Source organism: Duganella dendranthematis, from assembly GCF_012849375.1.
Lineage (GTDB): Bacteria > Pseudomonadota > Gammaproteobacteria > Burkholderiales > Burkholderiaceae_D > Rugamonas > Rugamonas dendranthematis.
Genome location: NZ_CP051684.1, coordinates 1,412,749 through 1,431,940 on the forward strand (window position 1 = coordinate 1,412,749; position 19,192 = coordinate 1,431,940).

Here is a 19,192-nt window from a genome sequence, read left to right on the forward strand (position 1 = left end):
GATCTAAGCGGTTATTCAATGGTTAGCGTGAATTTGTCATCATCGGCGCGCTTCAGGACCAGCGCCTGGCCGGCCGGCACCGCCACCTTGGCGGCGACGAAATCGGCGGCCACCGGCAGCTGGCGTTCGCCGCGGTCGACCAGCGCCGCCAGCATGATGCGCGCCGGGCGGCCGTAGTCGAACAGCTCGTTGATGGCGGCGCGCGTGGTGCGACCGGTGTACAGCACGTCATCGACCAGCAGGATGTTGGCGGCGGCTACGTCGAAGGTGATGTTGGTCGGCTTGACGTCGGCCGGCAGGCCCTTCTTGGCGTAATCGTCGCGGTAGAAGGACACGTCCAGCACGCCGCAGCGCGCCGACAGGCCTAGGTCGGCCGCCAGGCGTTCGGCGATCCAGGCGCCGCCGGAATGGATGCCGACAATGGCAACGTCCGGCACGCCGGCCAGGCCGGCTTTCACATCAGCCAGCAGCGTCGCGTACAGCGCTTCGGCATCGAGTTGGTGGGGATTGAGGGTAGACATGGTCACAGGGTATCGAAGTATTGTTGCAGAATGATGGCGGCGGCGCGGTCGTCGATGACCTCGCCGCGCTTGGCCGAGATGACGGCCGAGGAATAACGCTCGTCGACCAGCTCCACCGGCAGGCTGAAGCGGCCGTGCAATTGATTGGCAAACCGGCGCGCGCGCGCCGTCATCTCGTGTTCATTGCCGTCCGGGTGCATCGGCAGGCCGACCACCAGCAGGGCCGGCTTCCACTCGTCCAGCAGTTTCTGGATGTCGGCGAAGCGCTTGGCGTTGTCGATGGCGCTGATGACTTTGAGCGGCTCGGCCTGGCGCAGCATGGTGTTCCCCATGGCCACGCCGATTCTTTTCACGCCGAAGTCGAAAGCAAAGATGGTGTCGATACTGCTCATTTAGGCGTGACCCGCCTCGGAGGTCAGCATCAACGGATCGATGCCCAGTAGGCGCATGGCCGCCGTGTAGCGCTCCTCGATCGGCATATTGAACAGGATCTCGGGATCGGCGCCAACCGTCAGCCAGCCGTTGCGGCCGATTTCGTCTTCCAGCTGGCCCGGGCTCCAGCCCGAGTAGCCGATCGACACCAGCATGCGCGGCGGACCTTCGCCGGCGGCCACCGCCTCCAGCACGTCGATCGAGGTGGTAAAGGCGATTTCGTCGGTCACCGTCAGCGATGACGAATAGCGGTGACCGGGCGTGTGCAGCACGAAACCGCGGTCGTCCTGCACCGGGCCGCCGAACATGATCGGCTCGTCGTCGTGGCCTTCCAGGCCGGACTCCACTTTCAGCTCGATGCGCTCGAACAGCGTGTGCATGGTCATGTCGGTAGGCTTGTTGATCACGACGCCGAGCACGCCGTTTTCATTGTGTTCACAAACATACACGACGGCGCCGCCGAAGACTGGATCTTGCATCGACGGCATTGCTATTAGGAAATGATTAGCCAGATTCAGCGCGTTGCTTGCGACGCCGACCGACTCGCCGGCTTCATGCGACATGCCGGGGACAGGTAGAGTTGTGCCAATTTTGCTCTTCTTCATACAAGTTGCTCTCTCTGCTGGGTGCGTGTGCTTTCTGTGCTGCTGACAATTACTGTAGTATTCGCGCGGCTAGCAACTATGTTTACCCTGTAGTTTACACTGAATTGCGTGGACGACCATGATTGCGTCTACCACAATATTGATACAGACCGAATGAAACTGACTTCCTCCCTCGTATGGCTGCGCCGCGATTTGCGGGTTTTCGACCATGTCGCCCTGCAGCAGGCGCTGCTAGGCAGCGAAAAAGTGTATTGCGTTTTTGTCTACGACACCACGATCCTGGACAGCCTGCCGCGCCGCGACCGCCGGGTCGACTTCATCCACGCCAGCATTGCCGAAGTGGCGGCCGAACTGGCGCAACTGGGCGGCCATCTGATCGTGCGGCATGGCGATCCGGTCGCCGAGATCCCGGCGCTGGCCGCCGAACTGGGCGTGCAGGCGGTGTTTTGCAATCACGATTATGAACCGCAAGCGATCGAACGTGACGCCACGGTGGCGGCGACCCTGGAAGCGACCGGACGCAAGTTTTTCAGCTACAAGGATCAGGTGATCTTTGAGTGCAGCGAAGTGCTGTCGCAGACCGGCGGCGTGTTCTCGGTGTTCACGCCATACAAGAATGCATGGCTGAAAAAGCTGGCGGCCGATCCGTCGGTGCTGGCGCCGTACAACATCGAGCCGCATGCCGCGCGCCTGGCGCCGCCGCCCTCGCCTGCACCGGCTTTGCCGACCCTGGCCGAACTGGGTTTCGAGCCGAGCAACCTGGCCGAGCTGAAGATCCCGACCGGCATGTCCGGCGCGGCGCAGCTGTTTGAGGACTTCCTGCCGCGCATGGCCGACTACAACGTCGCCCGCGATTTCCCGGCGGTGAAGGGACCGTCGTATCTGTCGGTGCACTTCCGCTTCGGCACGCTGTCGGTGCGACACCTGGTGCGCACGGTGCTGGACTTGCAGGAACGCGGCGCCGGCGGCGAAGGCGCAGCCGTCTGGCTGTCGGAACTGATCTGGCGCGAGTTCTACGCCATGATCCTGTATCACAATCCGCACGTGGTGGGCGGCGCCTACAAGCCGGCCTATGACGCGATTGAATGGGAGACCGGGCCGGAAGCCGACGAACTGTTCGCAGCCTGGTGCGAAGGCCGCACCGGCTATCCGCTGGTGGATGCGGCCATGCTGCAACTGAACCAGACCGGCTGGATGCACAACCGCCTGCGCATGGTGACGGCGTGCTTCCTGATCAAGGATTTGGGCATAGACTGGCGGCGCGGCGAGGCTTATTTCGCGCAGCACCTGAACGACTTCGATCTGGCCTCCAACAACGGCGGCTGGCAATGGGCCTCGTCGTCCGGCTGCGACGCGCAGCCCTACTTCCGCATCTTCAATCCGGTGATGCAGTCGCAGAAATTTGACGCGCAAGGAAAATTCATCCGCCGCTATCTGCCGCAACTGAAAGAGCTGAGCGACAAGGAAATCCACGCGCCATGGCTGGCGCCGCGCATGCTGGCGCCGGGCTATCCAGCGCCAGTGGTGATGCACGACGAAGCGCGCAAGCTGACGCTGGAACGCTACGAAGTAGTCAAGAAAACCCCAACCTAAGGGGTCTGACCCCGGACGGGGTCAGACCCCGCGCCGCAGCGGTGTGCGGGGTACAACAGTCGCGCCAGCCGCTACTGCGCGATCAAGCCGCCAATCGCCTCCAGCAGCACCGCTTCCTGATACGGCTTGCCGAAGTAGGCGTTCACGCCCAGTTCCAGCGCCACGTTGCGGTGCTTGTCGGCGCTGCGCGAGGTGATCATGATGATCGGGATATTTTTGGTGCGCTCGTCGCCGCGCACATTGCGCGTCAGGTCGAAACCGTCCATGCGCGGCATCTCGATATCGACCAGCATCAGGTCCGGCGTCGACTCCTGCAACTGCTCCAGCGCGTCCACGCCATCCTTGGCCAGCAGCACGCGATAGCCTTCGCGCTCCAGCAGGCGCTGGGTCACGCGGCGCACGGTCAGCGAATCGTCCACCACCATGATGCTGCGGCCCAGCGCCGGCAGCACCGCCGGACTTTCAGCCGCCGCCTGCGCATACTCCAGCCGCGCTTCCGGGTGATGCGCCAGATGCTGCGCCAGCGCCACCGGATTCAGGATCAGCACAATGTCGCCGGTGCCCAGCACCGTGGCGCCGGCAATCCCCACCATGCGTGCCAACTGCGGTCCGATATTCTTGATCACCACTTCACGGTTGCCCAGCACCTCATCCACCTGCAAGGCCAGACGCTCGTTGCCGTTCTTGAGCATCATCACCGGCGATGAACGCTGTACCGGCGGCTGCGCGCTGTCGCCCAGCAGCGTAGGCAGATACTGCATGCCGTTCTCGCGCGCCTCGGCCAGTGCCGCATCCTTCATCTGCAGTACCTGTTCGACCAGAATCGCCGGCAGCGCGTAGGTCTTGCCGCCGGCGGCCAGCAGCACCACCTGGGTGACGGCCAGCGTCAATGGCAGGCGGATGGTGAAGCGCGTGCCCTTGCCCGGCTCCGACAGCATGTCCACGCGGCCGCCCAGGGCCTGCGCCTCCGACTGCACCACGTCCATGCCGACGCCGCGTCCAGACAACTCGGTCAGCGTGTCGGCGGTGGAGAAGCCAGGTTCGAAAATCAGGTCGGCGATTTGCGCGTCGGAGGCGGCGTCTTCTTCCGCCAGCAGGCCGGTGCTGATCGCCTTGGCCTTGATGCGCTCCAGATCGAGACCGCCGCCATCGTCGCTGAATTCGATGACGATCTCATTGCCTTCCTGCGCCACCTGCACCAGCAGTTCGCCGGTTTCGTTCTTGCCGGCTGCAGTGCGGGCTTCGCGCGTTTCCACGCCGTGGGCGATGGCGTTGCGCAGCAGGTGTTCAAACGGCGCGGCCATGCGTTCCAGCACACTGCGGTCCAGTTCCACGCTGCTGCCGCGGATATCCAGGTTGACGCGCTTATCGACGTCCTTGGCGCTCTGGCGGGCGACGCGGAACAAGCGCTCCGAGATGCTGGCGAAAGGCACCATGCGCACGCGCATCAGGTCACGTTGCAGGTCGCGCGTCAGGCGGGCCTGCTGCGCCAGGTCGTTGTGGGCGTTGTCGACGCTGCGGGTGAGGCTTTCGTGGAAGCTGGCGACGTCGTTGACACTTTCGGCCATCATGCGCGTGAGTTCTTGCAGGCGCGTGAAACGGTCGAATTCGAGCGGGTCGAATTCGCGGTCGCTGGAGACGGCCATGCGCGAGGCGATTTGCGATTCGGCCTGCATTTCGACTTCGCGCAACTGGCGGCGCAGGCGGGCCAGATTGTCGGAGAAGTCGGTCAGCGAGGTGCGCAGGGTGTCTACTTCGTTTTCCAGACGGGAGCGGGAGATCGACACTTCGCCGGCCTGGTTGACCAGGCGGTCGAGGATGTCGGCGCGCACGCGGACCAGTGGCGATTTGACGCCGGCTTGGGCTTCATCGGCAGGATGGGTGATGGCCGGCGCTGTCGATTGTGGAGCTTCGCCGGACGGCATGGCTGAAGCACCGCCGGCTGCGCTGTCGCCTTGATGCGCGGCTACAGCCTCGCCATCCGCCAGCGCGTCGACATTGTCTGCCAAACCGGCTTGCAATGCCTGAGGATTTTGCAATTGCTCGAACAGCAGCAGCGCGTGATCGTAGTGCGCCAGCAGTTCATCGAAGGCTTGCGGCGTGGCGGAGCCGGCGTGCACCATGTTTTCAATGTGCGTTTCGATCTCGTGGCAATGCTGGCCGAGACGCATCGCGCCGGCCATGCGCGCGCTGCCTTTGACGGTATGCAGGAGACGCAGCAGGCTTTGGGCTTGCGCGGTGTCGGCGGGATGGTGCTGCCAGGTGCGCAGCGCTTCGCCGACTTGCGGCAGCAGATCCGCACCTTCTTCCAGAAAGACCGGCAGCAGATCGGCGTCCAGTTCATCATTGAAGATGGCGGGAGCGACAGCCAGGATTTCCGGCGCAGCAGGCGCCAGCGCGATAACTTCAGCATCCGGTTCGGCGACGGGCGGCTCGACAGGCGTGGCGTCCTGCTCAGATGGAGCCTCGGCGACGGGCGGTTGAACGGACTCCGGCTCGGTGGCGGCTGGCGCGGGCGCTAGCTCGGCGGCGAGCGGCACGTCAGGCTCTCGCTCCGACAGCGGCTCGGCGGCAAGCGGTGCGTCGAAGTCTGGCTCCGGCTCCGGCTCCGGCTCTGGCTCCGGTTCGGTGGCGGGTGGCGCGGGTTCTGGCGGCGGTACGGGTGCGATTGGCTCGGCGATCTGTAGCGGCGGATCGGCGAAAGCATCGTCAAAGGCAGCGTTGAACAGATCATCAATGCCGTCATCAACATGCACTTCCGGCTTTTTCTTCAACGGCGGCGCAACCGGCGCTTCAGACTCCGGCACCGTTCCGCTGATCGCGTTGTAAGTCTCGCGGAACAACTGGTCCAGTGCCGACTCCTGCGCCACCGGCGGCGCATTGATGCCATCCATGGTCTCGGACACCAGATCATCCAGTCGCGCTTCGATTTCATTGCTGGCCGCAGGTGGCGTCGCCGCCAGCTCTTCACGCAATCCCTGCAAAGCGCCGATCAACTCCGGCTGCGCATCCGGCAATTCGCCGGCCGCAAAGCTATGCAGCATCTGGCGAACGCGCTCCATGGTGAAGTCCAGCAGATCATGCTGCACCTGATCCAGATGCGGCGCCGGCGGCAGCAGAACTTCCAGCGTGTTCTCCAGCGCCAGCGCCAGTTCGCGCAAAGCCTTGAAGCCCACCGTACCCGAGGTGCCAGCCAGCGTATGCGCAGCCTGCAGCGCCTCCGGATTCACCGGACGACGCGGCTCATGACGCCACTCGCCAAAATCCTGCACCAGCTTACGCACCAGATCATCCGACTCGTGCAGATAGATGTTGTACAGCGGCAGAGGGATTTCCAGATCGCCGATATGCTTGACATTGTCGTCGCGCTCCACCGACGGCGGCGTGATGGTCGGGAATTCGATCACGTTGCCATGACTGATGGCCGGCGGCGCGGGCGGCGCAATCAGCGGCGGCTCATCCGGCGCGGCAATGGCCTCGATTTCCTCGACAGCAGGCGGCTCAGCCACGTCCGGCTCCACCGCCTCCAGCGCGGCATCACCGCCATCCTGCACGCGCGCAGCGGCAGCAATCAGCGCATCGGCATTACGCTCCGAAACGCCATTCGCAACCAGCTCCGCCACCCACACGTCCAGCGCCTGCGCCGCGCTACCCAACAACTCATACAGCGCATCCGTGGCCGGACGCTGCTCCGCCAGCCACACATTGAGCACTTTCTCAATCGCGTAAGCCGCATCGGCAAACTGGTTCAAGCCCACCATGCGCCCACTGCCCTTCAGCGTATGGAAGGAGCGCCGCAGCATGCTCAGATTTTCCTCGCTGCGCGGCTGCGGCAAAGCCTCGCCGACAAACAACAGCACCTCCTGCGCCTCGGAGATAAAGATGGCGAGCAGCTCCTCCTCGACCGCCGCATCGCTGGCTGCAGGCGGCGGCGCTTCGACCGGCATCGACACCGGCGCTGGCGCCGGCACCTGCTCGTCCAGCACCGGAATCGACTCGGACGCCGCGATCTTCTTGAACGGCACCGAACGGAAACTGCCCTGCTCCGCATCAAACGCAAAGCGCTCGCGCGCACCATCGGCATTCTGCGCCAGCATATCGACGAAGAAGCCCAGCGCGCCGACATTCTGCGCAATATCATCCAGCGCCTTCGGCTCGGCGGACGGATCGACGTCGCCATGCAGCAGCGCCTGCACATCGGACTTCACCTGCTGCACCGCGCGCGTGGCGTCGTCCTGATCCAACACCGACAAGGCGCCCTGCAACTGATGCAACACCGGGTCCAGTTCCTGCAACGACGGCCGCTTCGACGGATCGGCGTAGTAATCGTCCAGCACCTTTTCCACTTGGCGCAGGCCGGACTTCATTTCCATCGCCAGCGCCACCACGGTGTCGTCCTGCTGCATCTGATTGGTCAGCCCTTGCTGCCACTGGGCCGGTTCAGGCGGCGTGTCGCCAGCGACCAGCGCCTGCAAGCGCGCGCCGATGGTGTCCGCATGGGCGGCGAAATCATCCGGCAAATGGCGGATATGCTGCAACCCATGTTCCGCGAACAGCAGCGCGGTCGCCATCTCCAGCGCCAGCTCCTCGCTGCGGCCGGCCGATACCGCCTTGCGCGCCACATCCGCCAGTTGGCGCAGCAGAGCGCTCAGCGCCGGCAGGTTCAGCGTCTCGCATTCGGCCGCCGTGTCGGACAGCGCCGCTTCGAAAGCCGCATCCAGGTCCGGATCGATTTCCGCATTGGCCAGCCGGTCCCAGTTGGACTTGGCCTGCGCGATGCCGGCCTTGGCGCGTGCCAGCGCCTCAAGGTTGATCTGGCCATAACGGCGGGTTTCATAGTCGGCTGGCGCCAAACCGTCCAACGCGTAGGCGCTGCGCAGCTGCTGCACTGTGCTGGCTGGCGATCCCGCACCAGCGGTGGCGATGAAGAACAGCGCATCGCGCAGCATCGCTTCCCGCTGCGCCGCCGTGCCCTGGCTCAAACGGCGGATCTGCAAATTGATCATGCCGAACAGCTGCTTGACGTACAGGCTGGCCGTCAGCTGGCCGCCGGCCACCAGTTCCGCAAAACCCTGCATCGCCAGCCAGAACGCGCGCGCCGCGCCGTCCTGCTGCGCATCGGCCACCTGCTTGACGGCATCCAGCAACGCGGCCGCATGCTCCTGCTGCTGCGCCGGATCGGCACTCTTCAGATACGGCAGCAGCGCACGTTCGAAGCGCTGGCGGCAGGCCGCGTAGTCCGGCGCTTCAGCAGGGGCTTCAGCAGCGGCCTCGGACGGTGGCAAACCGACCGGCTGCGACAAATCGGGGAAGAACAAATCCGCCGGATGGATGCGCTCCACGCCGATCATCTCCTGCACCGCACGGTAGTACGGGAACAGCCTGGCCGGTTGCGATGGCGCGCCCGCCAGCAGTTCTTCCAGATACTCCACCAGCGCCTGATACAGCTGCGCCACCGCCTGTGCGTTGTCGGTGCTGCACTTCAGCGTGCCGGCCTTGAAGCGGTCCAGCGCCGCCTCGGCCACCTCGGTCATCAGGCTGACGCCATCCAGATCCACCATCTGCAACGCGCCGTGCGCCTGATGCAGGTGCGACTTGGCGTGTTGTAGCTGCGTGGCCTGATCTTCCGGCTCCCGGCCGCCCGCCTCAAACAGCGCGGTGCGCGAACGGGCCAGCGACTCGCGGATTTCCACCATCACCCACGATAGGGGGCCGGTGTCCAAGGGCGGTTGCTGCGGGGTCGAAAAATCAGTATGGGTCATGCTTGTCTCAGCCTTAAGCGATGCGGAAGCGCGCCACGGAGTTCTTCAGCTCCTGCGCCAGCACCGATAACTTGTGAATGGATTGCGCGGTTTGCTGGGTGCCGTCCTGCGTCTGCTGCGTCACCGTCAGAATATGCTGGATATTGTGCGCCACGCCGGACGCCGATGTCGCCTGCTGGCCGGTGGCCTGCGAAATCCCGGAGATCAGCTCCGCCAGGCGGTTGGACACCTGCGAGATATCGTGCAGCGCCGCGCCGGCCGCATCGGACAGGCGCGCGCCTTCCACCACGCCCTGGGTCGACTTTTCCATCGCCGCCACCGCGTCGTGGGTGTCGGTCTGAATCGTCCGCACCAGCGCGCCGATCTGCTTGGCCGCGCCGGCCGAACGTTCCGCCAGCCGCTGCACTTCCTCCGCCACCACCGAGAAGCCACGTCCCGCCTCGCCGGCCGATGCGGCCTGGATGGCGGCGTTCAGCGCCAGCACGTTGGTCTGTTCGGTAATGTCGGAAATCAGCTCGGTGATCTCGCCAATCTCCTGCGACGATTCGCCCAGCCGCTTGATGCGCTTGGACGTATCCTGAATCTGTTCGCGGATCTCGTGCATGCCCTTGATGGCGTTTTCCACCGCTGTCGATCCCTGCTGCGCCGCCGCCACCGACTGCCGCGCCACATCGGCCGACTCGCTGGCGGAACGCGACACGTCGGTAATCTCGTTGGCCATCTTCACCACCGTCGACGACGCATCCTGGATCTCGCGCGACTGCTGCTGCGACGCCGCCAGCAAATCGCTGGAGATGCTCTGCGCGTGGGTCGATGCCTTGGTCACCTGCTCGGCCGTCGCCGTCACCCGGCCCACCAGGCCGCGCAGCTCTTCCACCGTGTAGTTGACCGAATCGGCGATGGCGCCGGTGATGTCCTCGGACACCGTGGCCTGCACCGTCAAGTCGCCGTCCGCCACTTCCTGCAACTCGTTCATCAGGCGCAGAATGGCCGCCTGATTCTGGTCGTTCATGGCCTTGGCCTCTTCTTCCTGGCGCTGCGACTGCTGGCGCATGGCGTCGGCTTCCTGACGGCGGCGTTCCGCGCCGCGCGTGCGGTTGTGCGAATCCATCAGCAGCACGCGGCCGATGGCGGCGGCGCTGACCAGCGTCAGCATGCCGCCGACCACCATCAGCCAGAAGGTCAGACCGAGCGAATCCTGGCTCTCGCGGTACACCTGCTGCACCACGCTCAAGCGCTGGCGCAGCGCTTCGTTGTCGTTGAAGATCAGCTGTTCGGCTGCGCGCGCGGCGCTGAATTTATCCAGCTTGTTGAGCACCGCCGCCACCAGCTTCTGGTACTCCTCGAAATCCGTCTGCAAGCCGGTGAACTTGGCGCGCAGGTCCGGCTCGCGCACGGCGGCCAGTCCAAGCGGCGCGCTACCGCTGAGGAAGCCATCGACGGTGTTGCGGAACACCGTGGTGTCGCGTCCCAGCTGGAAGGCGGTCTCGGAGCTGATGCCGCCGGCAGTGAGGAATTCGCTGGCGCTGCGGCTCATGCGCTGGGTCAGCATGGTCAGCTTGCCCAGTGCAGCGATCTCGCGCGCAGAGCCGCCGCGCTGCAATTTGAGCGCGATGATGTCCTCGGTGCGCACCAGCAGGTCGGGCGACATATCGTTCAGTTTTTGCAGCGTCTTGTCCATGCCGCTGAGGTCCGCCTTCAGCATCAGGATGGTGCCGGCGGCGAGGTCGGTGGCGTTCCATTGCTTGCGCGCGGCCGCCACCACAATGGCGATGTCGGACGGCGGCTCGCCGATGGTGCGGCCCTGGTATGTGCCGCCGCGCGTCATCAGGTTGATGTCGTTGGTGAGTTCCTTGCGGCTTTCTTCCAGCTGGCGGAAGCCTTCCGCGCTGCCCTGCACCGCATTCGGCGCAGCCTTGCCGATGCGCTGCGAGTGCATCAGCGCATCGCTGGCGACCTGGGTTTGCGCCGAGCGGTTGGCGTTGTGGATGGTGTTGAGCGCCACGAACACGGCGCTCGCGCCGAGGCAGATCGCCAGCGCGGTCGACAGGATGCTCAGTTGGCGCTGCGCCGGCAGGTGGCCGATCAGCGGCAGCTTGACGTCGGGGGCGGCTTCGATCGGCATAGCGGAGGTGCGGCGGCGTCCCAGCGCATCGCGCAGGCGCAGCGGCGCGTCGCCGTCATCCGCCGCCGCGGTGGACGTATTGGGTGCGGCCGGCGCAGGTGTGCCGGCGGTATGCAGAAACTGCGAATCGCCAAACTCTGAATGTGCTGCTGTATCCTCTGCGGCGTTCCGGCTACCGCGCGACAAAAAGCCCAACTTGAAAGCCATACACCTCTCCGGATTAGGGTTTGCCTGCTAGATCAGTCCTACATGTGCAAAACGCGGTTCCTGCACCAGCAGCGCCAGATCGATGCGGGTCCACTGCTGGCCGTCGCTGTCGAGAAACTGCGAGCTGTCGTCCTGCTGCGTCATCTCGGCCAGCTTGCGCAGGCCCAGCACGCGCTCCACCTGCAAGGCGCAGTTGAAGCCCAGGCCCGGCGCGAAGGTAATCAGGCGACGCTCGGACGGCGCGCTGTCGCCGGCGGCCAGGCCCTGATAGCGCGCCAGGTCGATCACGCCGGTCAGGTGGCCGCGAATATTGGTCAGGCCCAGATACCACTCCTGCGTCAGCGGCACCGGCGTGGCGGCTTGCAGCGGCACGATCTCGCTGATCTGCGTCAGGTCCAGCAGGCACGGACGCCCGCCCAGCAGCACGCCCAGCTCACGTCCGCCGACCGCCGCGCCGCTCTTGGCGGCCTGCATGCGCTCCAGCAGCTGCACCTGGTACTGGCGCAAGCGGCTGCGGCGTTCGGTCGGAGCCTGGCTGTCCATCTCAGCTCAGCGCCGCGATCTTGTCCAGCAGCTCGGCCGGATCGACCGGCTTGACCAGGTAGTCGCGCGCGCCCTGGCGCAATGCCCAGATGCGGTCCGTCTCCTGGCTCTTGCTGGAGCAGATAATGATCGGCACATCCTTCAGCTCCGGATCGCGGGCGATCGAGCGCGTGACTTGGAAGCCGTTCGCGCCCGGCATCACCACGTCCATCAGAATCAGTTCCGGCTTGTCGGCCTTGATCTTGACCAGTGCTTCCTCGCCGCTTTCGGCCACCGTCACGGTGTATCCCTTTTTGGAGAGGATATCGCTCAGGTAGTAACGCTCCGTGGGCGAATCGTCGACGATCAAAATACGTTGTATGGCCATATTTCCCCCTGCGGCTTTCTTATTCTGGTGTAGCGACAGCGCCGCCGGTGTGCTCGCGCACGGCGGTCAGCAGGCTGTCCTTGGTAAAAGGTTTGGTCAGATAGGCCACCGCGCCGACCATGGCGCCGCGCGCGCGGTCGAACAGGCCGTCCTTGGAGGACAGCATCAGCACCGGCGTGGCATGGAATTTCGCACTTTTTTTAATCAGCGCGCAGGTCTGGTAGCCGTCCAGCCGTGGCATCAGGATGTCGCAGAACACCAGCGCCGGGTGATGGTCGTTGATCTTGGCCAGCGCGTCGAAGCCGTCTTCGGCCAGCACCACCTGGTAGCCGGCCTGGCTCAGGAAGATCTCGGCGGAGCGACGAATCGTGCTGCTATCGTCGATCACCATGATTTTCAGGGGCGTAGAGGTCATAATAGATTCGCTAAGATGAGACTACACCATAGCATAGGGCGACGCTGCCCGGGATTCAGATGGCGACCATCTCGAAATCGTCCTTGCGGGCGCCGCATTCCGGGCAGCTCCAGTTCATCGGCACGTCGGCCCAGCGGGTGCCGGGGGCGATACCTTCGTCCGGCAGGCCGGCGGCTTCGTCGTAGATCCAGCCGCAGATGAGACACATCCAGGTCTGGAATTCCTGCGTTGTTTCGTTGCTACTCACTTTTTGCCACCCTCAAGTAAAATGCTGAATTAGGTATCTTAATCTACCCGCCGTGCAAAACCAAACTTCTCCCCTTATTCTCAGCTTTGGCGCCGCCGATCCGGCCGGCGCCATGGGTGTCCAGGCCGACCTGGCAGCTTTCTCCGCCCTCTCCTGCACCGGACTGGCGGTGACCACCGCGTTGCTGATCGGCGACAGCGCCCGCGTCGAAGACCTGCAGGACATCGACCCCGATTGGGTGGCCGACCAGGCCCGCGTGCTGCTGGAGGACATGACCATGGCCGCCTTCAAGGTCGGCGCCATCACCAACCTGGAACAGGTGGCGGCGATCGCCGAGATCCTGTCCGACTACCCGGACGCGCCGCTGATCCTCGATCCCTTCAGTTCCCGCCTGCCGGCGCTGCCCGACGACGACGCCGAAGAGCTGCTGACCGCGATCCGCCAGTTGCTGGTGCCGCAGGCCACGCTGCTGATGCTGTCGCAGGTGGAACTGGGCCGGCTGGCCGAAACCTGGCGCGAGTCCGGCGATGTCGGTGAACCCGGCGAGTCTGGCGAAGCCGCCGCATCCGGCGCCGATGCGGATGCTGATTCCGACGCCGACGCCGACGCCGTCATGGTTGAAGACACGCTGGAATCGGACGTCGAGCACCTGCTGGCCCTGGGCTGCGAATTCGTGCTGGTGACCGGCACCCCGTCCGGCGCGCCGGGCGAAAACGGCGGCCCAAACACGCTGGCCAATACCCTGTTCGGCGCCGATGGCGTCATCAGTCACGACGCCTGGCAGCACCTGACCGGGCCATTCATCGGCGCCGGCGGCACGCTGTCGGCCGCGCTGACGGCCTTCATGGCGCGCGGCGCCGACGTGCCGGAAGCAGTGGCGGCGGCGCAGGAGTACACTGTCGGCGCGCTGGCGCATGCGCAGCGCTACGGCATGGGCAAGTTCGTGCCGAACCGTTTTTTCCATTTACAGTCCGCAGCGGACATGCAGTAGTAGAGAAAGATGCCATCATGACCACGATTTCCAAGAACGACCAGCTGTTCGAGCGCGCCCAGAAAACCACGCCGGGCGGCGTCAACTCGCCGGTGCGCGCCTTCCGTTCGGTGGGCGGCACGCCGCGCTTCATCACCCGCGCCGAAGGCCCGTACTTCTGGGACGCGGACGGCAAGCGTTATATCGACTACATCGGCTCGTGGGGCCCGGCGATCGTCGGCCACGCGCATCCGGAGGTGGTGAAAGCGGTGCAGGAAGCGGCCACGCGCGGCCTGTCGTTCGGCGCGCCGACCGAAGGCGAAGTGGAAATGGCGGAGGAACTGGTGCGCCTGGTGCCGTCGCTGGAGCAGGTGCGTCTGGTGTCGTCGGGCACCGAAGCGACCATGAGCGCGCTGCGCCTGGCGCGCGGCGCCACGGGCCGCGACAAGATCGTCAAGTTCGAAGGCTGCTACCACGGCCACGCCGATTCGCTGTTGGTGAAAGCGGGCAGCGGCCTGCTCACCTTCGGCAATCCGACGTCGGCCGGCGTGCCGGAGGACTTCGTCAAGCACACGCTGGTGCTGGACTATAACGACGTGACGCAGATCGAAGAGGCGTTCGCCAACTTCGGCGACGAAATCGCCTGCGTGATCGTCGAACCAGTGGCCGGCAATATGAACCTTATCAAGGCGTCGGAAGCCTTCCTGCAAGCGCTGCGCGCGCTGTGCACAAAACATGGCGCGCTGCTGATCTTCGATGAAGTGATGTGCGGCTTCCGCGTGGCGCTGGGCGGCGCGCAGGAACTGTACGGCATCGAGCCGGATCTGACGGCGTTGGGCAAAGTGATCGGCGGCGGTTTGCCGGTCGCGGCGTTTGGCGGCAGCGCGAAATTGATGAGCAATATGTCGCCGGTTGGCGCCGTGTACCAGGCCGGCACGCTGTCGGGCAATCCGGTGGCGGTGGCGGCGGGCATGACCACGCTCAAGCTGATCCAGCAGCCAGGCTTCTACGACAAATTGGGCGCCACCGCCAAGCGTCTGGCCGATGGCCTGACGGCGGCGGCGAAGGAAGCCGGCATTCCGTTCTGCGCCGATGCGGTGGGCGGCATGTTCGGCCTGTATTTCAGCGAGACGCCGCCGAACAACTACGCCGAAATGATGGCCGGTAACCGCGAGCGCTTCAACGTCTTCTTCCACAAGATGCTGGACGAAGGCGTGTACTTCGCGCCGGCGGCGTTTGAAGCGGGCTTCGTCTCGGCGCAGCACAGCGACGACGTGATCGACGAGACCATCGCCGCCGCCCGCCGCGTGTTCGCCACGCTGTAATTCACTTGTAGTACCTCAATGCGGGCACCAGCAGCTTGGTCGTAGACTGGCTGCATGCCCGCCACCACGCCTCCCGCCCGCTACGACCTGCCTTGGAAAGCTGCCCTCACCCATGCTTTTCGGGCTTTCATGGTTTTCTTTTTTGGCGAGCTCTGCGTTCAAATAGACTGGTCAAAACGCCCGCGCTTCCGCGATAAGGAGCTGGCTGGGATCATGTTGGGCGATGCTCCCGACGCCATGGTGGCTGACAAGCTGGTGGAATTATCGCTGCGCGACGGCCGCGTGCAATGGGTGCTGGTTCACGTTGAGATTCAGACGCAGCGCGATACATCGCTGGCCCGGCGTGTGCTCGATTACAACTACAGGATTTTTCAGCAATACAAGCAGCCGGTTGCCAGCCTGGTGTTGCTGGCAGATGACGATCCCGACTGGCGGCCCAATGCCTTCCACAACCAGCTGCTGGGCACCAAAATGGGGATTTCTTTCGCTACCGCCAAGCTGCTGGACTATGCGTCCCGTGAGGATCTGGAGTCCTCGCAAAATCCGTTTGCCCTGGTGACGCTGGCCCATCTGCGCACGCAGCAGGCGCATCACGACCCGGATCAGCTGTATGCCGCCAAGTGGCATCTGACCAAGCTACTGTACCAACACCGCTGGAGCAAAGCGCGCATAATCATCTTGTTCAAAGTGATTAACTGGATGATGGCGTTGCCTGAAACTCAGCAGAAACACTTTTGGCAAGCTGCGGCCCAGTTGAAAAAGGAGCGCAAAATGACAGACCCGATGAAATGGATCACTCCGCTGGAAGAAATGTTTATCGACGAAGGCATGCAGAAAGGCGCCGCCGCCATATTGGAGCGGCAGCTCACGCGGCGCTTCGGCCCTGTGTCGAAAACAACCCAGAAGAAACTTGCGAAAGCCAGTCTGGCGCAACTCACCGCCTGGAGCGATGCCGTGCTGGATGCGACATCACTGACGCAAGTCTTCAGGACTCAGTCGGCAGCAGGATCATCTTCTTCCGGACGCTGAATCACGCCGGTGTTGAAGTTGTACTCGAACAGATCGCCGTAACGGCCCCACTCGATTGCCACCCGCAGCGCGCGTTCGGCTTCTTCTTCGCTCAGCGTAAAGCGCAGCAGCTTGAGGAACAGGTCTTCCGGCAGGTCGCCCGATTTATCCTGTTGCAGGCCGTGGCAGATGTAGGCGATCAGCGGCACATGCTCCAGCAACTGCTTGCCGAATATCTCCTGGCGCTCGGTGTTGTTCGCCGCCACATAACGTCCGCCCAGCTCTGTCATCAGGATGTCGCCATTGGTCAGGTAAGTGAAGCCCAGCAGAATCAAGGCATTCAGCACTTCCAGCAATTCCGCGTCAGTCAGCTCGGTCTCTTCGGCGATCTTCGGCAAATCGGCGCGGCCGTGGAACGGCTCTTCGGCCAGCGACTCCAGTATCCCTTCCATGTGCGCGATGCCGGCCTGCGGCAGACGGTCGCCCAGTTGCAGCTTGACTTCCCGCTCGCTGATCAAGCCACTACCACCACCGCCGCGACGCCCGGCGCTGGCCGTCATCAATTCATACACCTTGTCGATCAGATGGCGCACCTCGGCGCTTTCCGCCTTGCGTGGCTGCGGCAAGGAGATCGGCAGCTCGGCGCGAATACGTCCCGGATCGCTGGCGAAGATCAGCACCCGGTCGGCCATCATCACGGCTTCCTCGATATTGTGCGACACCACCAGAATCGCCTTGGTCGGAATCTGGCCCGACTGCCACAACTCCAGAATCTCTTCGCGCAGGCGCTCGCCGGTCAGCACGTCCAGCGCCGAAAACGCCTCGTCCATCAGCAGCACTTCCGGCTCCATCACCAGCGCGCGGGCGATGCCGACCCGCTGGCGCATGCCGCCCGACAGCTCGCGCGGCAACGCGCCTTCAAAGCCGGACAGACCAATCAGGTCGATCACCTTCTCGGCGCGGCGCGCACGTTCTTCCGGCGGCATGCCCTGCGCTTCCAGGCCCAGTTCCACATTCTTCTGCACCGTCAACCATGGGAATAGTGCAAACGACTGGAACACCATGCGGATGCCGCGCGCCGTGCCGTACAAGGGCATGCCGCGATACAGTACCTGGCCCTCGTCGGCCTGGATCAGGCCCGCCATGATGCGCAGCATGGTCGATTTGCCGGAACCGGATTGGCCCAGCAGTGCAACGATTTCGCCTTCGCGCAGCGTAAATTCAACACCTTCCAGCACCGAGCGCGCGGAGCCGTCGGCGCCGCGGAAGTGTTTGCCGACGGCTTTCAGTTCAACGATAGGAGTGCTCATGATTCTGTTCCTAGAAATGCAGCCGGCTTTCGGCCAGGGTGTACAAACGGCGCCACACGAAGTGGTTAAAGCCCATCACGAAAATACACATGATGCCGATGCCCAGCGCGATGCGCGGGAAGTCGCCGGTGGCGGTCATCTCGGCGATGTAGCTGCCGATGCCGTGCGCCTTCAAGGTGGTCGGACCCCAGCTCACCAGCTCCGAGACGATGGCGGCATTCCACGAGCCGCCCGACGCGGTAATCGCCCCCGTCACAAAGCTGGGGAAGATGGCCGGCAACAGGTAGCGGCGCCATTTCAGCCAGCCGGTCAAACCGAAGTTCTTGGCGGCGTGACGCAATTCGGTCGGAATGGTCGACGCGCCGGCGATCACGTTAAATAGCAGGTACCACTGGGTACCGAGGATCATCAGCGGCGACAGCCAGATGTCTGGATTGAGGTGATAGCGCACGATGATAATTACCGCCACCGGGAACACCAGGTTGGCCGGAAACGCCGCCAGAAACTGCGCCACCGCCTGCGTGCGCGATGCCCAACGCGGATTCATGCCGATCCAGATCCCTACCGGCACCCAGACGATGGCCGCCAGCGCCAGCAGCACCACCACGCGGATCATGGTGTACACGCCCAGCATCAGCACATGCCCCACTTCCCCCCAACCGACTTCGGTGCGAATGAAGTGCACCAGGCTCCATAGCGCGTAAAACACCACCGCCGCGATCACCGCATCCCACACGCGCTGCGGCACCAGCGACGGTTTATCCTTGCGCGCGCGGATCGAGGTGCCGTCGTGCGACAGGCGGAACACGGCGATGGAGCGCGACAGCTGGTGGCCAAACCATTCCACCAGTTGCTGCGTGCGTTCGGTGCGGCGCAGCCAGGTGAGCAGCCACGAGGACTGCGCGGTATCGCCGCCGGTTTCCTCGAAACGGAATTTGTCGGCCCACGCCAGCAATGGGCGGAAGAACAGCTGGTCATACGCCAGCACCGCGATCAGCATGGCGAAGATGGCCCAGCCGATCGCGCCCAGATTACTTTGCTCGATCGCCAGCGCGATATAGGAACCCATGCCGGGCAGCTTGATGGTCTGGTTGGAGACCACGATCGCTTCCGACGCCACCACGAAGAACCAGCCGCCGGACATCGACATCATCATATTCCACAGCAGGCCAGGCATGGCATACGGCAGTTCCAGGCGCCAGAAGCGCTGCCAGCCCGACAGCTGGAACACCTGCGCCGCTTCTGACAATTCGGCCGGCACGGTGCGAAAGCCCTGGTAGGCCGAGAAAGCCATATTCCACGCCTGCGACGTGAAGATCGCAAACACGGCGGCGCATTCCACGCCCAGCAGGTTGCCGGGAAATAGCGCGATGAAGGCCGTGACGGTAATCGACAGGAAGCCCAGAATCGGAATCGATTGCAGGATGTCGAGCATCGGCACCATGATTTTTTCAGCGGTGCGGTACTTGGTGGTCAGCGCGGCAAACACGCAGCTGAAAATCACCGACGCGCCGAGCGCGATGAACATGCGCAGCGTGGTGCGCAGCACGTAGTACGGCAGATTGATCGGGTCGAGCGACATCGGCAAGGCCTGGCCGAGTTCATACGGACGCGCCATCTGCTGGCTACCATAAGCCATCAGCACGAAGACCGCCAATACGATAGGCAGCAGCGCCCAGTCCCAGCGATTACCGCCGGCTTCCACCACCTGGCGGGGGAAAAATTGCCGTTTCTTGTTCATATTATTACTTTCTCTGGGCGG

General features: G+C 64.0%; 15 protein-coding genes. 4 read left to right on the top strand and 11 right to left on the bottom strand.

What is annotated here, in order from left to right:
• Nucleotides 1-11 precede the first annotated feature (11 nt).
• Genes pyrR through HH213_RS06585 form a run of 3 tightly spaced genes read right to left on the bottom strand, consistent with a single transcriptional unit; the run spans nt 12 to nt 1,516 of the window.
• A complete protein-coding gene (gene pyrR / locus HH213_RS06575; protein WP_110845155.1) occupies nt 12-521 on the bottom strand; it encodes a bifunctional pyr operon transcriptional regulator/uracil phosphoribosyltransferase PyrR in 510 nt (169 codons plus the stop codon).
• A 2-nt stretch (nt 522-523) separates the two neighbouring features.
• Nucleotides 524-913, bottom strand: a complete 390-nt coding sequence (gene ruvX / locus HH213_RS06580) for a Holliday junction resolvase RuvX (RefSeq protein ID WP_161055934.1) — start codon at nt 911-913, stop codon at nt 524-526.
• Nucleotides 914-1,516, bottom strand: coding sequence for a YqgE/AlgH family protein (locus HH213_RS06585; RefSeq protein ID WP_229263445.1), 603 nt, complete (start codon nt 1,514-1,516; stop codon nt 914-916).
• Nucleotides 1,517-1,711: 195 nt separating this feature from the next.
• On the opposite strand from HH213_RS06585, the gene HH213_RS06590 reads away from it, so the two are divergent.
• Nucleotides 1,712-3,151, top strand: coding sequence for a cryptochrome/photolyase family protein (locus HH213_RS06590; RefSeq protein WP_169111586.1), 1,440 nt, complete (start codon nt 1,712-1,714; stop codon nt 3,149-3,151).
• Between the two features lie 71 nt (nt 3,152-3,222).
• Here the strand turns inward: HH213_RS06590 and HH213_RS06595 are convergent, their stop codons facing one another.
• The 6 genes from HH213_RS06595 to HH213_RS06620 are packed head-to-tail and all read right to left on the bottom strand — an operon-like array spanning nt 3,223 to nt 12,778.
• A complete protein-coding gene (locus HH213_RS06595) occupies nt 3,223-8,913 on the bottom strand; it encodes a hybrid sensor histidine kinase/response regulator (protein ID WP_229263333.1) in 5,691 nt (1,896 codons plus the stop codon).
• A 13-nt stretch (nt 8,914-8,926) separates the two neighbouring features.
• Nucleotides 8,927-11,245 carry a methyl-accepting chemotaxis protein gene (locus HH213_RS06600; RefSeq protein ID WP_169111588.1) on the bottom strand — a complete coding sequence of 773 codons (2,319 nt, stop codon included), beginning with the start codon at nt 11,243-11,245 and terminating at the stop codon, nt 8,927-8,929.
• A 27-nt stretch (nt 11,246-11,272) separates the two neighbouring features.
• Nucleotides 11,273-11,788: a chemotaxis protein CheW gene (locus tag HH213_RS06605; protein ID WP_110845161.1), complete on the bottom strand. Its 516-nt coding sequence runs from the start codon at nt 11,786-11,788 to the stop codon at nt 11,273-11,275.
• A gap of 1 nt (nt 11,789) precedes the next feature.
• Nucleotides 11,790-12,155: a response regulator gene (locus tag HH213_RS06610; RefSeq protein WP_110845162.1), complete on the bottom strand. Its 366-nt coding sequence runs from the start codon at nt 12,153-12,155 to the stop codon at nt 11,790-11,792.
• A gap of 19 nt (nt 12,156-12,174) precedes the next feature.
• A complete protein-coding gene (locus HH213_RS06615) occupies nt 12,175-12,570 on the bottom strand; it encodes a response regulator (RefSeq protein WP_110845163.1) in 396 nt (131 codons plus the stop codon).
• Between the two features lie 55 nt (nt 12,571-12,625).
• On the bottom strand, nt 12,626-12,778 hold the full coding sequence (locus HH213_RS06620; RefSeq protein ID WP_110845658.1) for a rubredoxin: 153 nt from the start codon (nt 12,776-12,778) through the stop codon (nt 12,626-12,628).
• Between the two features lie 91 nt (nt 12,779-12,869).
• On the opposite strand from HH213_RS06620, the gene thiD reads away from it, so the two are divergent.
• From thiD to HH213_RS06635, 3 genes are read left to right on the top strand one after another with little or no spacing between them, the layout of a single operon-like run.
• Nucleotides 12,870-13,808 carry a bifunctional hydroxymethylpyrimidine kinase/phosphomethylpyrimidine kinase gene (thiD, locus tag HH213_RS06625; protein WP_169111590.1) on the top strand — a complete coding sequence of 313 codons (939 nt, stop codon included), beginning with the start codon at nt 12,870-12,872 and terminating at the stop codon, nt 13,806-13,808.
• Between the two features lie 17 nt (nt 13,809-13,825).
• Nucleotides 13,826-15,112, top strand: coding sequence for a glutamate-1-semialdehyde 2,1-aminomutase (hemL, locus tag HH213_RS06630; RefSeq protein WP_169111592.1), 1,287 nt, complete (start codon nt 13,826-13,828; stop codon nt 15,110-15,112).
• 54 nt (nt 15,113-15,166) lie between these two features.
• On the top strand, nt 15,167-16,141 hold the full coding sequence (locus tag HH213_RS06635) for a DUF4351 domain-containing protein (RefSeq protein WP_169111594.1): 975 nt from the start codon (nt 15,167-15,169) through the stop codon (nt 16,139-16,141).
• On the opposite strand, the gene HH213_RS06640 is transcribed toward HH213_RS06635, so the two are convergent.
• Both HH213_RS06640 and HH213_RS06645 read right to left on the bottom strand, forming a co-directional pair.
• Nucleotides 16,105-17,430, bottom strand: coding sequence for an ABC transporter ATP-binding protein (locus HH213_RS06640; RefSeq protein WP_169111604.1), 1,326 nt, complete (start codon nt 17,428-17,430; stop codon nt 16,105-16,107). The genes HH213_RS06635 and HH213_RS06640 overlap by 37 nt on opposite strands.
• Nucleotides 17,431-17,440: 10 nt before the next feature.
• A complete protein-coding gene (locus tag HH213_RS06645; protein ID WP_110845168.1) occupies nt 17,441-19,171 on the bottom strand; it encodes an ABC transporter permease in 1,731 nt (576 codons plus the stop codon).
• Nucleotides 19,172-19,192 lie beyond the last annotated feature (21 nt).